General features: G+C 66.1%; 15 protein-coding genes. 7 read left to right on the forward strand and 8 right to left on the reverse strand.

Features of this window, described 5'->3' with window-relative positions:
- Positions 1-57: 57 nt before the first annotated feature.
- From CAM01S_RS01760 to CAM01S_RS01770, 3 genes are read left to right on the forward strand one after another with little or no spacing between them, the layout of a single operon-like run.
- On the forward strand, positions 58-903 hold the full coding sequence (locus CAM01S_RS01760) for a DUF3097 domain-containing protein (RefSeq protein ID WP_066515326.1): 846 nt from the start codon (positions 58-60) through the stop codon (positions 901-903).
- Positions 904-945: 42 nt separating this feature from the next.
- Positions 946-1,599: a spermidine/putrescine ABC transporter substrate-binding protein gene (locus CAM01S_RS01765; RefSeq protein WP_083527633.1), complete on the forward strand. Its 654-nt coding sequence runs from the start codon at positions 946-948 to the stop codon at positions 1,597-1,599.
- 58 nt (positions 1,600-1,657) lie between these two features.
- The gene (locus CAM01S_RS01770) at positions 1,658-2,101 is read left to right on the forward strand and encodes a DUF3054 domain-containing protein (RefSeq protein WP_066515329.1); all 444 of its coding nucleotides are present in this window, start codon (positions 1,658-1,660) and stop codon (positions 2,099-2,101) included.
- On the opposite strand, the gene CAM01S_RS01775 is transcribed toward CAM01S_RS01770, so the two are convergent.
- Both CAM01S_RS01775 and CAM01S_RS01780 read right to left on the reverse strand, forming a co-directional pair.
- Entirely contained in the window at positions 2,098-2,583 is a 486-nt protein-coding gene (locus CAM01S_RS01775; RefSeq protein WP_174520402.1) for a nucleoside deaminase, read from the reverse strand. The genes CAM01S_RS01770 and CAM01S_RS01775 overlap by 4 nt on opposite strands.
- Before the next feature lie 3 nt (positions 2,584-2,586).
- The gene (locus tag CAM01S_RS01780; RefSeq protein ID WP_245631500.1) at positions 2,587-4,020 is read right to left on the reverse strand and encodes a purine-cytosine permease family protein; all 1,434 of its coding nucleotides are present in this window, start codon (positions 4,018-4,020) and stop codon (positions 2,587-2,589) included.
- 127 nt (positions 4,021-4,147) lie between these two features.
- On the opposite strand from CAM01S_RS01780, the gene CAM01S_RS01785 reads away from it, so the two are divergent.
- The 3 genes from CAM01S_RS01785 to CAM01S_RS01795 all read left to right on the forward strand — a co-directional run bounded on the left by CAM01S_RS01785 (position 4,148) and on the right by CAM01S_RS01795 (position 8,229).
- Entirely contained in the window at positions 4,148-5,287 is a 1,140-nt protein-coding gene (locus CAM01S_RS01785; RefSeq protein ID WP_083527635.1) for an ATP-binding cassette domain-containing protein, read from the forward strand.
- Entirely contained in the window at positions 5,284-6,117 is an 834-nt protein-coding gene (locus CAM01S_RS01790; RefSeq protein ID WP_066515337.1) for an ABC transporter permease, read from the forward strand. The genes CAM01S_RS01785 and CAM01S_RS01790 overlap by 4 nt, the downstream gene beginning before the upstream one ends.
- Positions 6,118-6,231: 114 nt before the next feature.
- The gene (locus CAM01S_RS01795; RefSeq protein WP_066515340.1) at positions 6,232-8,229 is read left to right on the forward strand and encodes an amino acid transporter; all 1,998 of its coding nucleotides are present in this window, start codon (positions 6,232-6,234) and stop codon (positions 8,227-8,229) included.
- Between the two features lie 222 nt (positions 8,230-8,451).
- Here CAM01S_RS01795 and CAM01S_RS01800 read toward each other — a convergent pair whose 3' ends face one another.
- Positions 8,452-10,242 (reverse strand): long-chain-fatty-acid--CoA ligase, encoded by a 1,791-nt coding sequence (locus tag CAM01S_RS01800; RefSeq protein ID WP_066515350.1) that lies wholly within the window; start codon positions 10,240-10,242, stop codon positions 8,452-8,454.
- Between the two features lie 148 nt (positions 10,243-10,390).
- On the opposite strand from CAM01S_RS01800, the gene CAM01S_RS01805 reads away from it, so the two are divergent.
- Positions 10,391-11,299, forward strand: a complete 909-nt coding sequence (locus tag CAM01S_RS01805; RefSeq protein WP_066515356.1) for an oxygenase MpaB family protein — start codon at positions 10,391-10,393, stop codon at positions 11,297-11,299.
- Between the two features lie 211 nt (positions 11,300-11,510).
- Here CAM01S_RS01805 and CAM01S_RS01810 read toward each other — a convergent pair whose 3' ends face one another.
- From CAM01S_RS01810 to CAM01S_RS01830, 5 genes are all read right to left on the reverse strand, one after another.
- Positions 11,511-12,518, reverse strand: coding sequence for an aldo/keto reductase (locus CAM01S_RS01810; protein ID WP_066515358.1), 1,008 nt, complete (start codon positions 12,516-12,518; stop codon positions 11,511-11,513).
- 24 nt (positions 12,519-12,542) lie between these two features.
- The gene (locus CAM01S_RS01815) at positions 12,543-13,124 is read right to left on the reverse strand and encodes a TIGR03086 family metal-binding protein (RefSeq protein ID WP_066515360.1); all 582 of its coding nucleotides are present in this window, start codon (positions 13,122-13,124) and stop codon (positions 12,543-12,545) included.
- Between the two features lie 240 nt (positions 13,125-13,364).
- Positions 13,365-13,925 carry a YceI family protein gene (locus CAM01S_RS01820; protein WP_066515366.1) on the reverse strand — a complete coding sequence of 187 codons (561 nt, stop codon included), beginning with the start codon at positions 13,923-13,925 and terminating at the stop codon, positions 13,365-13,367.
- Between the two features lie 63 nt (positions 13,926-13,988).
- Entirely contained in the window at positions 13,989-14,660 is a 672-nt protein-coding gene (locus tag CAM01S_RS01825; RefSeq protein ID WP_157071345.1) for a hypothetical protein, read from the reverse strand.
- A gap of 471 nt (positions 14,661-15,131) precedes the next feature.
- Positions 15,132-16,136 (reverse strand): aldo/keto reductase family protein, encoded by a 1,005-nt coding sequence (locus CAM01S_RS01830; RefSeq protein WP_066515376.1) that lies wholly within the window; start codon positions 16,134-16,136, stop codon positions 15,132-15,134.
- Between the last annotated feature and the right edge of the window lie 73 nt (positions 16,137-16,209).

The raw sequence follows: 16,209 nt of genomic DNA on the forward strand, positions 1-16,209 counted from the left end.
GACGCGCCGAGAGCCCTGCGACAGCGCCGGACCCCCGAGGATACGCTCCGTTGGGTGATGCACGACCACGACCGCTACGGCGATGATGTTCTCGCCGGCGACTGGCGATCGGCGGGACGCAAGCTCGTGCGTGAGATCCCATTCGAACGCGGCATGATCCTCGAGGATCCGACGTCGGGCTGGGCGGGCGCCGCCATTCGGCTGCAGGCTGGCCTGCTCGACCTCGAGGACTGGAAGGGCCGGACGAGATCGTTCCCGTTCACCGGACAGTTCCTGTTCGAGGGCGAACTCGTCCGACTGGGAAGGCCCGTCATTGCCGGGAGCGGCTCCCGGGCGCGGACGGCCTCCGGGTCGTTCGCCGTCGACACGAGCCGTGCGAAGACGGCGCTGCCGTCGCGCATCCTCGTCGAAGGCCGTCACGACGCGGAACTCGTCGAGAAGGTGTGGGGAGCGGACCTCCGGAATGAAGGGGTCGTCGTCGAATATCTGGCTGGCGTCGACAATCTGGAGGCGGTGCTCGCCGAATTCCGGCCGGCGGCTTCCAGACGCGCGGGCGTCCTGGTCGACCATCTCGTCGCAGGATCGAAGGAGTCTCGGATAGCGGAGCGCGTGCACCATGGCCCCTGGGGCGAGCACGTGCTCGTGCTCGGGCACCCCTACGTGGACGTCTGGCAGAGCGTCAAGCCCGCGCGGCTCGGTCTTCGTGCGTGGCCCACGGTGCCGCGGACGATCGAGTGGAAGCATGGGATATGCGCGGCGCTCGGCTGGCCGCACGCGGACCAAGCGGACATCGCGCGAGCGTGGCAGCGGGTTCTCGGACAGGTACGGACCTTCACCGACCTCGAGCCGTCGTTTCTCGGCCGCGTGGAAGAGCTCATCGACTTCGTCACCGTCGGCCGCTGAGTGGCGGCTGCGGATCGGCGGAGAGACCGTACGCTTGCTCTCATGGACGGCATCGACGGGCGCGTGCGCACCGCGGTCGACCTTTGGTTGCGGTGGCTGCCCCGCTGGCAGTTGGGGTCCGTGCGCTCCCGCACGCGAATCTGCCGCAAATGCACCGGATCGCCGCTCGCGACCGCGGCCGGGTTCGGACCCGACGTCCCGCACGTCGTGCAGCACGCGCTGATCAGCAGGCTCTCGCTCATCATCGAGGACGCGGTCGACGACTACACCGTCAAGAACCTCCCGCTCTTGCATCGGGAGCTCGATCGCGCGGCAGCGCGGCGTCGTCGTTCCGGGTATCAGCCCACCGATGGGCTCTCGCCCGAGTTTCAAGGCCTGGACCCCGACCCCGAGCCGGAACCCGGCGAACCGTTCCTGTTCACGCTCGGCGAGCTCACCGGCGTCGGAGCGCAGGAGCAGCCGCCACGCGAGCCGCTCAGCGATGCGGCAAAGGCAGCGCTCCGCCACGAAGTGGCGCTGTCGGACGAGTGCGCGCGAAACACCGGCACGGCAGTGTGCCTCGCGCTTGTCGATCACCGCCCGAGAATCGCGGAGGCGATCGAACGGCTCGTGGAGCCGCAGATCACGGCGCTGCTCGCGGACATGTTCCGAGGACTGGACGATGACGGGGGAATGGGCGGAGACGCGCTCTTCTGACGGTGCGGAGTGACTTTCGTTCATCGGCACGTGCATGTGGTCCTGCAACAATGGAGCGGTGACGCTCAAGACCTGGGGAATACTTGCCGCCGTAATCGACGCGGTCCTCATCGTGCTGTTCGCGCTCATCGGGCGCGGCTCGCACGGCGAGCAACTCTCCGTGGGGGGTCTGTGGGAGACCTCCTGGCCGTTCCTCGTCGGGTGGGCGATCGGGTACATCACCACTGGGGCTTGGGCGCGTCCACTGCGGATCTGGCCGACCGCCGTCGTGATTTGGATCCTGACCGTCTGCCTCGGTATGGCGCTCCGGGTGTGGAATCACCAGGGCATCGATCACGGCAATCCGCTCCCGATCTCCTTCCTCATCGTCGCGTCCATCGTCCTCGCGGTGTTCCTGATCGGCTGGCGCGTCGTCGTCCGTCTTGTGCTCGGACGCGAACGGACCGCGTTGCTCCGCGGAGCTCGCGCTGCCGACCGGACGCCCGGGGTCGCCGCGCGCTAGGGCTCGTCGACGCCGATGTCCTCGTTCCACAACTGCGGTTGCTCCGCGATGAACGTCTGCATCATCGCGATGAGGTCGGGATCGCGCAGGATCGTGACGTCGACACCGTTCTCGCGGAGCCAGTCATGTCCGCCCGAGAAGGTGACATCTTCTCCGATGAGCACTCGCGTGATGCCGAACTGCCGGATGAGGCCGGAGCAGTACCAGCACGGCGACAGTGTGGTCACCATGGTCGTCCCGGCATATGTGCGCTGGCGGCCCGCATTGCGGAAGGCGTTCGTCTCTGCATGCATCGACGCGTCGTCGTCCTGAACGCGCCTGTTGTGTCCGCGCCCGAGCAGGGTCCCATCGGCGCCGAATAGTGCCGCCCCGATCGGGATGCCGCCCTCGGCAAGCCCGAGCCGGGCCTCCGCAGCGGCGACCGCGAGCATCTCCGCGTCGGTCGCCGGAACCGGTGCGTTGACCGAGCCTAGGTCGACCATCCGTCACGCCTCGTAGTCAGCGGCGTCCACGCCGACGACCAGATCGGGCTCGTCGGCGAGCGGACCGCCGAGCCGGACTCCGAGCGGCTTGAACAGCACGAGCGTGAGGATGAAGGCGATCGCGAACCCGACGAGGGGAGTCAAGTCGCCCACACCGGTCTTGGCTACCGGGCCGGTGTAGAGCGTCTGATTCGAAAAGAGCCAGATCGAAACGACCGCCCCGACGACGAAGCCGATGAAGCCGGCCCAGTTTCGATAGCGCGCGTTGTCGGGGATGAACGATGCAATAGCGGTGCCGCGTCGGATGATGCGGTCGGCGAAGACCGTGCCGAGCCACGGTGCGATCCAGTAGGCGATCACGAGGAGGAAGTTCTCGTAGTTCGCGCCCGCATCGGGGAGCGCCCACAGTGCGACGAGCGTGCCGAGCACCCCGAATCCGAGCGCAACGATCGCGCGTCGAAGCGCGAACGGGATCTTCACGCCAGCGGCGAGGAAGGACATTGCGCCGGAGTAGATGTTGAGCGCATTTGCGGCGATGGCGCCCACGGCGATCGCGAGCAGGGTCAGGTCCTTGATGACCGGAGAGAGGCTCGCGGTGAACGATCCGGTCGGGTCATTGCCGTTGAAGTGCCCGATGGTGACCGCGGCGGCGCCCGCTGCCATCAGCACCGTGCAGGAGATGAAGTCACCAAGACCAGCGGCCCAACCCGCTGTGCGCGCTGAAACGGTGCGCGGCAGGTACCGGGTGTAGTCGGACGCGTACGGGTTCCATCCGGCGGCATATCCGAAGGCCGCCGAAACCGTCAGCGTGAAGCCCGCGAAGGTGCCGAGCCCCGACGGCTTCGGCTGGAAGCCGAGGTGTGCGTGCGTGAAGATCATGATCGTCGCGATCAGGAATACGATCCCGAGCACGTACGAGGCGTAGCGCTCGAACACTTGCACGAGGTCGTGGCCGACGAAGGCCAGCGCCACTTCGAGGACGACCACGATGAGGAGCCCGAGCCACGTGGGCATCCCGGTGAGCGTTGCGAGCGCGAACGCCCCGGAAATCGAGTTGGTAGCGAACCAGCCGAGCCCCGCCATGACGGTGTTCAGCCCCGCGGGGAGGATGTTCCCTCTGGTCCCGAAGGCGGTGCGGCTCAGCACGAGCTGCGCGAGGCCCTCTCGTGGTCCCCAGGTCGAGAGGATCCCCTGCGTGAGCGAGCCCAGCGCGTTTCCTACAACGAGCGCGGCGAGCGCCGTCCAGAAGTTCAGGTTGAAGAAGAGCACGGCGATGACGCCGACGTAAACGGTGGCGAACTCGAGGTTCGGTGCCGTCCACGTTGCGAAGAGCTGCCACGGCGAGCCATGCCGATGTTCGGCGGGGATCGCTTCGATGCCTCCGGGTTCGACGCGGGCGGGACGGGTTCGGGGAGCATCGGTGGCTGCTGTGGTCACGCGCAGAGCATAGGAGGCCCGGGCGACATCGGGCGACCTCGGAGCGAAATCGTCACATGGGTTTTACACGGGGCGGGCGACACGAACGATTCAATCTGATATATTCGTCCCCTCCCGGAGGAGCAGGATGCCAATCATTGAGGCCCAGGGCCTGACCAAGACCTATTGTTCACGCTCAGGGCAGGTTCATGCCCTCACTGGGCTTGACCTGTCTGTTGCGCAGGGCACCGTCACCGCAATCCTCGGGCCGAACGGGGCAGGGAAGACCACAGCAGTCAAAGTCCTCACGACGCTGACCCGGCCAGACTCGGGGTCGGCGCGGATCGCCGGCGTGGATGTTCTCCGCGATCCACATGCCGCCCGGCGCCAGATCGGCGTATCAGGCCAGTACGCAGCGGTCGACGAGAACCTGACCGGGTACGAGAACCTCGAGATGATCGGGCGGCTCTATCACCTGGGTCGTGCTGCTGCGCGCGCCCGGGCGCGGTCGCTCATCAGCCTGTTCGACCTCGACGAAGCCGGCAACCGCCCCGTCAAGGGCTTTTCGGGCGGTATGCGACGCCGGATCGACCTGGCCGGCGCGCTCGTCATGCAGCCGCGGGTGATCTTCCTCGACGAGCCGACCACCGGACTGGATCCCCGAAGCAGGATCGCGCTGTGGGACATCGTCGAGCGTCTGGTCGCCGAGGGCACCACAGTCCTGCTCACGACGCAATACCTCGAAGAGGCAGATCAGCTCGCAGACGACATCGCCGTCATTGACGGCGGTCGCGTGATCGCAAGCGGCACCGCCGACACGCTGAAGGCTCAGATCGGCGGCCATCGCATCGTGATCACGCTCGTCGCCGAGGAGGACGCCGACGCCGCTGTGCGCGCGTTGTCGAGCGCGGGCCGCGGAGCCGTCGATCGCGACGGCCGGACGTTCTCGGTGGCCGTCGATCACGGTCCGTCCGCGCTGCAAGCGGCGCTCGCGGCGCTCGAACGCGACGGCATCGAACTGCACGACGCAGGCATTCGCCGGCCGACACTTGACGATGTCTTCCTTCGACTGACCGGGCACCAGACAGGCGGCGTTGCCGGTGCGGCGGACATCAACCGGACGAACGCTGCAACGGCGGGTGTCGAGCGGCATTCGGGATTCGCGGGGCAGCACGGAGACTCGGCGGCCTCTGCGGACGAGACGAAGGACGACCCGAACGAAGTCAGCCAGCGGCACGGACTCGGGCCAGCTCAGGCGCGCCGAGGGAACGAGGAGAAGGTCCGATGACTGCAACAGTCACATTGCAACCAGTCCGCTTGAACGCGCTGGCGGCCTGGCTCTCCGACGGTTGGGTCGTCACGCGCCGGAACCTCACGCGAATCAAGCGCTCACCGGACATGCTCGTCTTCGCGGTGCTGCAGCCGATCATGTTCGTGCTCTTGTTCAGTCAGGTGTATGGGGGCGCGATCCGCGTCAACGGTACGAACTACACGCAGTTCCTCATGGCGGGCATCTTCGCGCAGACGGTCGTGTTCGGCGCGACGTTCTCGGGCTCGGCGATGGCGCAAGACTTGAAAGAGGGGCTCATCGATCGCTTTCGGACGCTGCCGATGAGCGCATCCGCGGTCTTGATCGGTCGGACCAACAGCGATCTCGTGCTGAATGCGATCTCGATGAGCATCATGATGCTGACCGGTGTGGCAGTCGGGTGGCGCGTGCACGCATCCGTGCTCTCATTTGTCGGCGGCGTTGCGCTCCTCCTGCTGTTCGCCTACGCGTTCAGCTGGGTGATGGCGCTGGTCGGCATGAGCGTTCGGACACCGGAAGTCATCAACAATGCGTCGTTCATGATTCTGTTCCCCCTCACGTTCGTCTCGAACGCCTTCGTGCCGAGCAACACGCTCCCGCTGGTGCTCCGAGTGTTCGCGGAGTGGAACCCGGTGTCGTCGCTCGTGCAAGCCGCTCGGACCCTGTTCGGCAATGTCGGGTCGGTGCCCGTCCCTGAGATCTGGACGATGCAGCATCCGGTGACGACCGTGCTGATCGGCATTGCCGGGATGCTGATCGTGTTCGTTCCCCTTGCCGTCGGCAAGTACGCTCGCATCAGTGCACAATGACCCACTGACCGGCGGATTTGCTGCCGGACGGAGGGGCACTCCTGAACCGTCGAACGAAGGCACGGGTGGCCGGAGTTCGAAGGCGCCAGTATCCATTGATCGCGAAGAGGAACGATGAGCGTCAGGCCGAGCGCCGATCTCCCTGGATCATCTCGAGGTGCTGTAGTGACGCCGTCCAACCCGCGTATGCGGAGCCGCTTGGGCGATTGGATGATGCAGGGGACCGACCGGGCCACCGGACACCAGGGCCCGCACCAGGTGCACGTCGAGAAGACACACTCCTGGTGGCGAGTCATGTGTCTGACGGGCGTTGACTACTTCTCCACGCTCGGGTACCAACCCGCGATTGCGGCGCTCGCCGCGGGTCTGCTTTCGCCCATTGCCACCCTGGTGCTGGTGATTGTCACGCTCTTCGGAGCGCTCCCGGTCTATCGGCGCGTCGCGAACGACAGCTTCAAGGGTGCCGGTTCGATCATGATGCTCGAGCGGCTGCTGCCGTGGTGGGCGGGCAAGCTCCTTGTGCTCGTGTTGCTCGGGTTCGCCTGCACGGACTTCATGATCACGATCACGCTCTCCGCGGCGGATGCGGCCGCGCACCTCGCAGAGAACCCGTACACGGCGCCGCTGTTCGGGCACATCCCGCTCGTCATGACGCTCGCGTTGATCGCGCTCCTCGGCGTCGTGTTCCTTCGCGGGTTTCGCGAAGCGATCGGTATCGCCGTGGTTCTCGTCGGCGTGTACCTCCTGCTCAACCTCGTGGTCGTCGTCGTCACCCTCGGACAGGTGTTCACGCACCCGGTCGTGATCACCGACTGGTGGTCGGCCTTGACCGCCCAGCGGTCGAACCCGGTGCTCATGATCGCCGTCGCCGTGCTCGTGTTCCCGAAACTGGCGCTCGGTCTGTCGGGGTTCGAGACCGGCGTCTCCGTCATGCCCCAGGTCACGGGCGACCCGGCGGATGCCGAGACACCCCGGCCGATCGGCCGGATCAGGGGCACGCGACGTCTGCTGACGACGGCGGCGATCATCATGTCGTCATTCCTCATCCTCACCAGCTTGGTGACCACACTGCTGATCCCGCAGCGTGCGTTCCAGGCGGGCGGTCCGGCCAACGGGCGCGCGCTGGCCTTCCTTGCGCACGAGTACCTGGGCGGGGCCTTCGGCTCGCTCTACGACGCCTCGACGATCGCGATCCTCTGGTTCGCCGGCGCGAGCGCCATGGCGGGGCTGCTCAACCTGGTCCCACGGTTCCTGCCGCGCTACGGAATGGCCCCCCAGTGGGCCCGCGCTGTCCGTCCGCTCGTCATCATCTTCACGCTCATCGCGTTTGCGATCACCATCGTGTTCAACGCGAACGTCGACGCCCAGGGTGGCGCCTACGCGACGGGCGTCCTCGTGCTGATCACCAGTGCGGCCATCGCAGTGACGCTCTCGGCGCGTCGGAAGGCGCAGCGAGGCTGGTTCGTGGTGTTCGCCATCATCACGATCGTGTTCGGTTACACCACGGTCGCGAACGTCGTCGAGCGCCCGGACGGTGTCCGTATCGCGAGCGTCTTCATCGTCGCGATTGTTGTCGTCTCGCTCGTATCGCGCGTCCGACGCTCATTCGAGCTCCGCGCCTCCTCGATCGTGCTCGACCCCGTCGCCGAACAGTTCGTCGTTGCAGATGCCGACCAATTCGGCACCGTCTGCATCATCGCGAACGAGCCGGGCGCTGGCACCGCTGAGGCGTACCGCGACAAGGGCCGAAGCGAGCGGCGCGACTCCGGCATTCCGGCGCGGGTGCCGACGATCTTCCTCGAGGTCCTGCAGGCAGACTCCTCCGACTTCGAAGAGGATCTCGTCGTCGAAGGGCACGTCGTTCACGGCTTCCGGATCCTGCGCGTTCGGTCGGGCAACGTTCCCAACACGATCGCGGCGACACTGCTTGCGATCCGCGACGTCGCAGGAGTTGCTCCCAGCATCTACTTCGAATGGACGGAAAGCTCGCCGATTCGGAACGCCCTCCGCTTCCTGTTCACGGGCGTCGGTGACGTCGCCCCGGTCACGCGGGAAGTCCTGCGTGAGGCCGAGAGCGACCCGAACCGCCGACCGGTGGTGCACGTCTCCTGACGCCGGCTCTCCTGCAATCCCGGGAGGCGTCAGCGGGCCGCAACCATGCAAGACGGTGTGCCTCCGGGCCGGGACCGCTGCGCAGCCTTCCGAGACGGTGCGCCGCAGACAGGCCGTCGAGGGAGCCTTCGTGCCGAGTGCCGCGGTCAGGCCGTGGGCGGAGCCTTCGTGCCGAGTGCCGCGGTCAGGCCGTGGGCGGAGCCTTCGTGCCGAGTGCCGCAGTCAGGCCGTCGGGGGAGCAGTCGTGCCGCGTGCCGATGACATGGCGAGGATCCGATCGCGGACCTCGCGGCGGAGGACCTTTCCGATCAGCGAGCGGGGCAGATCTTCCATCACCACGATTCGACGTGGGACTTTGTACGCAGCGAGCTCGTTTCTCGCCCAGCCGCGGAGCGCCTCCGGATCGAAGTTCGACGGATCGGACGGAATGACCGCAGCAACCACCTGCTCGTTGCCGTCGTGCGTGATCCCGACAACGGCGACCTCGCGCACGAGCGGACTGCGGGCGAGCGTGTCCTCCACCTCGGACGGACTGACGTTGAACCCGCCGGTGATGATGAGCTCCTTCAGGCGATCCACGACGCGAATGTAGCCATCGGTGTCGATTGCCACGATGTCACCGGTCCGATACCAGCCGTCCGCCGTAAACGCCGCGCTTGATGCGTCCGGTCTGCCCCAATATCCGCGAAAGACCTGCGGACCGCGGACCTGCAGCTCGCCCGGCTCGTCAGAGCCAAGGATGCGGGTCGGCTCATCCGGGTCGGCCACACGAACAAGCGTCGAGGGAAACGGCAGACCGATCGTCCCTAACCGTCGCCGGTCCGAGACTGGGTTCGCGGCAATCACGGGTGAGCACTCCGATAACCCGTAGCCTTCGACGAGAACGCCCCCAGTTCGCTCCTCCCACGGCTCGATGACGTCCGGGCTCAGGGGCATCGCACCCGAGATGCCGATCCGGATGCCCTGGAGGGATACTCGGCGTTCGCGGGCTGCGTGCTCCAGCCGCGCGTAGATCGGCGGAACAGCCGGAAGGAACGTTGGCGGGTGCTTGCGAATCGCCGCCAATACGAGCTGCGGATCGAACGAGGGGAAGAGCACCAGTCGCGCGGCCATGCTCATCGCGAAGGTCAGGCACAGGGTCAGCCCGTAGGCGTGGAACATCGGGAGGACCGCGTAGACAACGCTGCCATCGCCCGGCCCCAACTCGGGAATCCATGCACGCGCCTGCGCGACATTCGACAGGAGGTTCGCGTGGGTCAGCATCGCCCCTTTCGGCGCGCCGGTCGTCCCCGATGTGTATTGGATCAGCGCGAGATCCTCGGGCTCGGGCCGAGAGTGCGAACGACGAAGCGGCCGTGCTGCGACGAGCGACTCCCACTCAGTCGCGCCCGCAACCGGCGCTGCCAAACGTTCACGGGCCTCCCGAGCGCGCGGGAGCGGCAGCGCCAGAGCGAGTCTCGTCTTCAATGGCATCGCAGTGCGGAGATCGACGGACACGATCGCATCAAGCCGAAGATCAGCCGGAAAGTCCTGCAACGTCGCAACCGTCTTCGTCCAAGCGATGGCGACGCGGGCACCGTGATCCTCGAATTGATGGCGCAACTCGCGCGGCGTGTAGAGCGGATTGTGCTCCACGACCACTGCGCCGAGGCGAAGCACCGCATAGAACGCGACCACATGCTGCGGGCAGTTCGGCAGAATCAGCGCCACCCGGTCGCCGGAACGGACGCCGAGACGCCGAAGCCCGTTCGCCGCCCGATCGATCTGGTGCTGCAATTCCCGGTACGAGGTGGTCCGTCCCAAGAAGTCGAGCGCAACCTTCGAACCGAATCGCCGGGCAGCATCCGCCACGATGTCGCTCAGACATCCGCTCTGCTTAGGGATGTCGGCGGGAACGCCCTCCGCGTAGGCGTCGAGCCACGGTCGAGGAGTGGAGGACGCGTCGCGGTCTGCGTTGGCGTCGGCCGGGAGGCTCGGCTTGGCTGCAGCGGGCGATGCGTCGTCGGTGCTCACAGCGTCAGCCTAAGCGCGAGAGCATCGCGTCGTTGTGATGCAGCGTTGTCGATGCCCTCGCGGTGGCTCGGGTCTCCGCGACGTGCAGGAGCCTCCTGGGTCTCGGGACGTGCAGGCGCCTCCCGGAAGCGACGATGAGAATGCCGCTATGGTCACTTTCGCACAGGCGATGCGCGATCGGCTCAACGCCACGTTCACCGGCAACGCTACGGAACGGCCGGCGTGGATCGACGAACTCGAACACGGGTCCGACATCGGGTTCTTCGGTCCGAGCAGCGCGGCGTGGTCCGTGCACGGCGGCATGTCAACGATTGCTGCCGGTGTCCGGGCGCTGCTCGTTCAGGCGATGCATCCGGGCGCACTCGCGGGGGTAGCGGATCACTCGCGCTACCAGGAAGATCCGTTCGGACGTCTCGCCGGCACGATCCGGTGGATCTACACCGTCACGCATGGAGACACAGCGACCGCCCGGGCCGGCTCCGACTTCGTGCTCAAACTGCACGAGCGGGTGACGGGAACGTATGTCGATGGCCACGGTGCTCCTCGCGAATACTCCGCGAATGACCCTGACCTGCTCCGATGGGTGCATCTGGCCTTCACCGATTCATTCCTCCGAGCAGCGCAGCAATGGGGCGACCCTATTCCAGGTGGTGCAGACGCCTATGTTGCCGAGTGGGCGACAGCCGGCGAACTGATGCGGGTCCCGAATCCGCCGCGAACCGATGCTGAATTGCGAGACGCGCTCGATGAGTATTGGGACGCCGGCCTCCTCGCGGTCACAGAGCGCACTCGCGATGTCGTCCGCTTCATCCGGAATCCACCGCTTGCTCACATGCTTCGACCGGGGTACCGCGTGCTCTTCCACGGAGCAGCGGCAACGCTCGACCCGCGGCACCGCTCAGCACTCGGGCTGCGCCTCCCGCCGGGCGGCGAATATGCCGCGACGCGCGCGGCTGGGCTCGTCTTGGACGGGATCGGCGGCGTGCTCGGCACGACGCCCGGGAGCGAGCGCGCGGCTCGAGTGCGCATCGCGCGGCTGCATGTCCGGGCCGCGTAGCGGCTGAGCCGCGGGCCGGGGCCCGGTTCTCCCGCGAGCGGGTGATATGCACGGAGTGTCGCCTCGGCTCGCCGCGCATATCGCCCGCTCGCGCCAGACGGGGTTGCGTGAGAGACCGGGGTGCCGAGCGGGCGATATCTACGGCGCGCCCTCTCGGCGCGCTGTGGATATCACCCGCTCGCGTTGAGAGCGCGATCAAACGGTCGCCGGTTCAGAAGCCAGAGGGGTAGCGAGGGGTGTAATGCTCCTCAAGTCGACGCACCTCGTCATCGGTGAGGGACAGCGTGAGCGCGGCGACTGCGTCGTCGATATGGTGTTCCTTTGTTGCGCCGATGATCGGTGCTGATACGACCGGCTTCGCAGCGACCCAAGCGAGAGCCACCTGGGCCATCGGGACACCCCGCTCGTCCGCGATGGCCGCGACCGTGTCGACGATCTGTCGGTTCGAAGCTTCGTCCTGTCGATAGAGGGTCTTACCGAATTCGTCGGTATTCGCGCGCGTTCCCGAACCTGAGCTCTCCCACGGGCGCGTCACACGGCCCCGCGCCAGCGGGCTCCACGGAATGACGCCAACGCCGGTCGCCGAGCAGAAGGGATGCATCTCGCGCTCCTCCTCCCGCTCAAGGAGGTTGTACTGATCCTGCATGGAAACGAATTTCGTCCATCCGTGACGCTCCGCTGCATGCTGCAGGCTCGCAAACTCCCACGCCCACATGCTCGAAGCGCCGATGTAGCGCGCCTTTCCAGCCTTGACGACGTCGTGCAGGGCCTCCATCGTTTCCTCGACGGGCGTCGCATGATCGAATCGATGGATCTGGTAGAGGTCCACGTAATCTGTACCGAGTCGTTGCAGCGAGGCATCGATCTCGTGCATGATCGAAGCCCGGGACAGCCCGGCGCCGTTCTTGCCGGGACGCATTCGGTTAAACACCTTCGTGAAGATTTGCACCTCCTCGCGCGGCGCTATCTCCTTGAGTAGTGTCCCCGTGATTTCCTCACTCGACCCGAGCGAATACACGTTCGCTGTGTCGAACGTCGTGATTCCCGCTTCGAAAGCGCGGCGTACAAACGGGCGAGCATCGTCGATGCCGACGCTCCAGGCGTGAGAGCCCTTCTGCGGATCCCCATAGGACATCATTCCGAGAATGATTGAGCTGATCTCGAGCCCGCTCGTACCGAGTCGCACGGTTTCGACACCACCGGAGTTGATCTCTGTCATTGATTTCCTTTCTTCAGAGAACTCTTATCGCCCGTCTCGCCCAGTAATGGCGAGCAGGCGGACGAGGAGTGGAGCCTCCGAATCGACCGCCAACGGTGCTGCGTAGAGCCCGGAAGCCGCGAGCGAATCGATCTGAGGCTCAAAGTGCGACCAAACTGCCTCCACGAGCTCTCCGGGCAGATCCTCGTCCTGCTGAGTAGCGCGAGCGAGATCCCACGTGTGAATCGCGATATCGGACGCCAGCTCTGCGAGATAGTCGTTCAAACTCAGCACATCGGTCCCGAGCAGGATCTCGGCTGATGCGGGCGTCACAGCGGCTGCGGCCGAGGCGGCGGCGGCGAATACGCTCCAGGCGTGCTGGGGGCCCTCGTACGGACTCGACGGCTCGAGCGACTCAGCGGAAGCGAGGCGGAGGCTCCGCCTCGACGTGCCGCGCGCCAGGAGTTCCGGAACGGCGCGTTGTTCACCAATCACGTGGTTGACGAGATCGGCCACAGACCACTCGGCGTCCGGTGTGGGACCGGACCAGGCCTCCACGTTGGCGACTCGCCGCCCGAACTCCTCCGAGGCGATGCGGTACAGGGCGAACCAATCGTATTGAGGCATCTGACTTTCGTTCCTGAAGCGAATTCGGAAGCGGTACGACCGGGCTGGGGAATCGAGCGGGGGTGTCGCATGCGTGCCCACGGGTCATGACTCCGTGACTCGTCTGACGGTACGCGCTTTGCGACCGCAGGGTTGCCACGGCCATGTGTTGGGGGAAGACAAAGGTGCGGCCCCATGGCGATGCCACGGAGCCGCACGCTCGAAATAGTGAGGAACGGGGCGACCTCGACTGAGTAGCGTTTAGGCCGCTTGCAGAACGAGCTGGACGTCGATCGTGATGGTCACGTCGTTCCCGAGGGTGAACCCACCGGCCTCCAGCGCCGCATTCCAGTTCACACCGAATTCGGTGCGGTCGATCTTGGTCGTTGCCTCGGCACCCAGCTTCGTCTGTCCGTAACCATCAGTGGTGATGCCACCGAACTCGGTCTTGAGGGTGACGGGCTTGGTCACACCGCGAAGGCTCAGGTCACCGTCGATGAGAAGGTGGTCGCCGTCTTCCCGGAGGCCCGTCGAGACGAACGTCATCTGGGGGTGCTCATCAGCTGCGAAGAAGTCGCTCGTCCGGAGGTGCTCGTCGCGCGGCGCCTGTCCGGTCGTCACGCTCGCGATGTCGATCGACGCAGTCACCTTCGAGTCGAGGGGATTCTCGGCGGTGACAACCGTGACGTCGAAGCTCTGGAACGAGCCCTTGACCTTGCTGATGGCAAGGTGGCGCACCGAGAACGTCAGTTCCGAGTGGCTGGGGTCGAGCTTCCAGGTTCCGGCGGTGTATCCGGGGATCGCGGTGGCAGTGAGCGTCATGGGATTCTCCTCGAGAGCGAATGCGCACGGGATTCATGCGCGTGCATGAACATGGTAGCGGTATTAAGTTGAAGCTTCAACTATCGGAATCGGCGGGGCGGCTGCACTCAGCGCGCGGCGCACCCGGGCCAGGAACTCGCCTCTCCCTCGATGCAGATCGTAGGCGGTTGCCCTGATGAGCCACCAGCCGGCGTCACGGAGACGCTCTCCGCGCGTGATGTCCTTTCGGAATGTCCGAGGGTCGGTTCTGTGAACGTCCCCCTCGTACTCGATTGCGACGCGCGCCTGCGGGAAGGCGATGTCGACGCAAGCCACAAAGCCATCCCGACTCTGGATCCGGAAGTTGGGCAGGTAATCCGAGCAGCCAGAGCGTTGAAGAAGCAGCCGCAGGCGTGTTTCTCCGGGCGAGCGGCTTCCTGTCGATATGAGAGCGAGGGCCTCGCGTGCGCGTCGGATGCCGCGTGCGCCACGCCGGTCCATTACTGCTTCTCGTAGGGCGGCAAGGGATGCGTGGCCGCCAAAGCGGGTGACGATGGCGTCGCCGAGCTCCACCAGTTCGCCGACGTTCAGCGACGACGCGAGAGCGACAAAGATGTCAATCGGATGCATGATGCGCAGGCTGTCGCGCAGGAGGAGCCGTCGAGCTCCGAAACGTGTGCGGTGCCCGACGACGCCCGGGCGACGCATTGCACGATCAGAGCCGATCGTGACGACGTGGAGAGCGGTACCGCGCATGCGTCGGGGGAGCGGAAGGCCGAGCATGAGCGCGGCCGTGCCATGACTGAACGCCTGCCCCGTGCTCAGGAGCGGCGCGAGTTGTTGAGCCCGTTCGACGAGATTTTGCGCAGGCCGGTGCGCACGAGCGCCGTGGTGGGGACGGAGCAGGTCTTTACAGGCCAAGCGAGCCACGGGGACGTGGCGGTACCGCGCCTCCCGGACCGAGAACGGGCTGGAAGCGAGTGCCGCGGGAAGCAAGCGAGCCATGTGTGCCACGGCTCCACGGTGGCGCACGCAGCCCAGCGGCGAGCGGAATCCTGCTTGGCTGAGGATAGGAGCGCTTGCGCCACTTGTGGGGAGGCCGAGCTCGACGCAACGGGCCCTGTCGTACCGGGCTCCCACGGCTTCTCAGCGGGCGATATGCACGGCACGTCGACAAGACACGCTGCACATATCGCCCGCTCGCCGGGATCCCCCGCCCTACTCGACTCAGGCGGGCCGGGACGCGGGCGAGCTTGTCTTCTCGGGGTCGGTCTCGGCGACCGCCCCGATGACCTCGTCGATACGGTCCATGACGTCGTCCGACAGCTGAACGCCGGCGGCACGGACGTTGTCCTCGACCTGAGCGGGTCGCGACGCACCGATGATGGCCGAAGCGACGTTCTCGTTCTGCAGCACCCACGCGACCGCGAGCTGCGCCATGCTCAATCCGAGGTCATCGGCGATGGGGCGGAGCTCCTGGACACGGCTGAGCACCTCGTCGCGCATGAAGCGCTGAATGGTGTTCGCTCCGCCCTTCTGGTCGGTGGCGCGCGAGCCCTCGGGGGCCGGCTGCCCGGGCACATACTTGCCGGTCAGGACACCCTGCGCGATCGGTGACCAGACGATCTGCGAAAGACCGAGCTGCTTGGATGCGGGAACCACCTCAGACTCGATGACCCGCCACAGCATGGAATACTGCGGCTGATTCGAGATCAGCTGGATGCCGAGCTGATTCGCGAGCGAGACGCCCGCGCGGATCTGAGAGGCAGTCCATTCCGAGACCCCGATGTACAGCGCCTTCCCCGAGCGCACGACGTCGGCGAATGCCTGCATCGTCTCTTCGAGCGGTGTCTCGTAGTCGAAACGGTGCGCCTGGTACAGATCGACATAGTCGGTCTGGAGGCGCCGCAACGATCCGTTGATCGACTCCAGAATGTGCTTCCGCGACAGACCGGTGTCGTTGTGGCCAGCAGGGCCGGTCGGCCAGTAGACCTTCGTGAAGATCTCGAGGCTCTCCCGCCGCTGGCCGGCGAGGGCCTCCCCGAGGACGCGCTCCGCAGCCGTGTTCGCATATGCGTCCGCCGTGTCGAACGTGGTGATGCCGTGCTCGAGCGCAGCATGGACGCACTGCGTCGCGACGTCGTTTTCGACCTGGGAGCCGTGCGTCAACCAGTTCCCGTAGGTGACCGCTGAGATCTTGAGACCGCTGTTGCCGAGGTACCTGAATTCCATACCGTGGACGTTACCGGGGAGGCCGCGCCGACGCTCCCCAGAAAACGTCCCGCCCGTCGTGGGCCGTCCCCAG

The organism is Curtobacterium ammoniigenes NBRC 101786 (genome assembly GCF_001571045.1).
Lineage (GTDB): Bacteria > Actinomycetota > Actinomycetes > Actinomycetales > Microbacteriaceae > Curtobacterium > Curtobacterium ammoniigenes.

Coding starts and splice junctions, on each gene's coding strand:
- CAM01S_RS01760 (WP_066515326.1), top strand. CDS start 58: ATGCACGACCACGACCGCTACGGCGATGATGTTCTCGCCGGCGACTGG.
- CAM01S_RS01765 (WP_083527633.1), top strand. CDS start 946: ATGGACGGCATCGACGGGCGCGTGCGCACCGCGGTCGACCTTTGGTTG.
- CAM01S_RS01775 (WP_174520402.1), bottom strand. CDS start 2,583: ATGGTCGACCTAGGCTCGGTCAACGCACCGGTTCCGGCGACCGACGCG.
- CAM01S_RS01785 (WP_083527635.1), top strand. CDS start 4,148: ATGCCAATCATTGAGGCCCAGGGCCTGACCAAGACCTATTGTTCACGC.
- CAM01S_RS01790 (WP_066515337.1), top strand. CDS start 5,284: ATGACTGCAACAGTCACATTGCAACCAGTCCGCTTGAACGCGCTGGCG.
- CAM01S_RS01795 (WP_066515340.1), top strand. CDS start 6,232: ATGAGCGTCAGGCCGAGCGCCGATCTCCCTGGATCATCTCGAGGTGCT.
- CAM01S_RS01805 (WP_066515356.1), top strand. CDS start 10,391: ATGGTCACTTTCGCACAGGCGATGCGCGATCGGCTCAACGCCACGTTC.
- CAM01S_RS01810 (WP_066515358.1), bottom strand. CDS start 12,518: ATGACAGAGATCAACTCCGGTGGTGTCGAAACCGTGCGACTCGGTACG.
- CAM01S_RS01815 (WP_066515360.1), bottom strand. CDS start 13,124: ATGCCTCAATACGATTGGTTCGCCCTGTACCGCATCGCCTCGGAGGAG.
- CAM01S_RS01820 (WP_066515366.1), bottom strand. CDS start 13,925: ATGACGCTCACTGCCACCGCGATCCCCGGATACACCGCCGGAACCTGG.
- CAM01S_RS01825 (WP_157071345.1), bottom strand. CDS start 14,660: ATGCGCGGTACCGCTCTCCACGTCGTCACGATCGGCTCTGATCGTGCA.
- CAM01S_RS01830 (WP_066515376.1), bottom strand. CDS start 16,136: ATGGAATTCAGGTACCTCGGCAACAGCGGTCTCAAGATCTCAGCGGTC.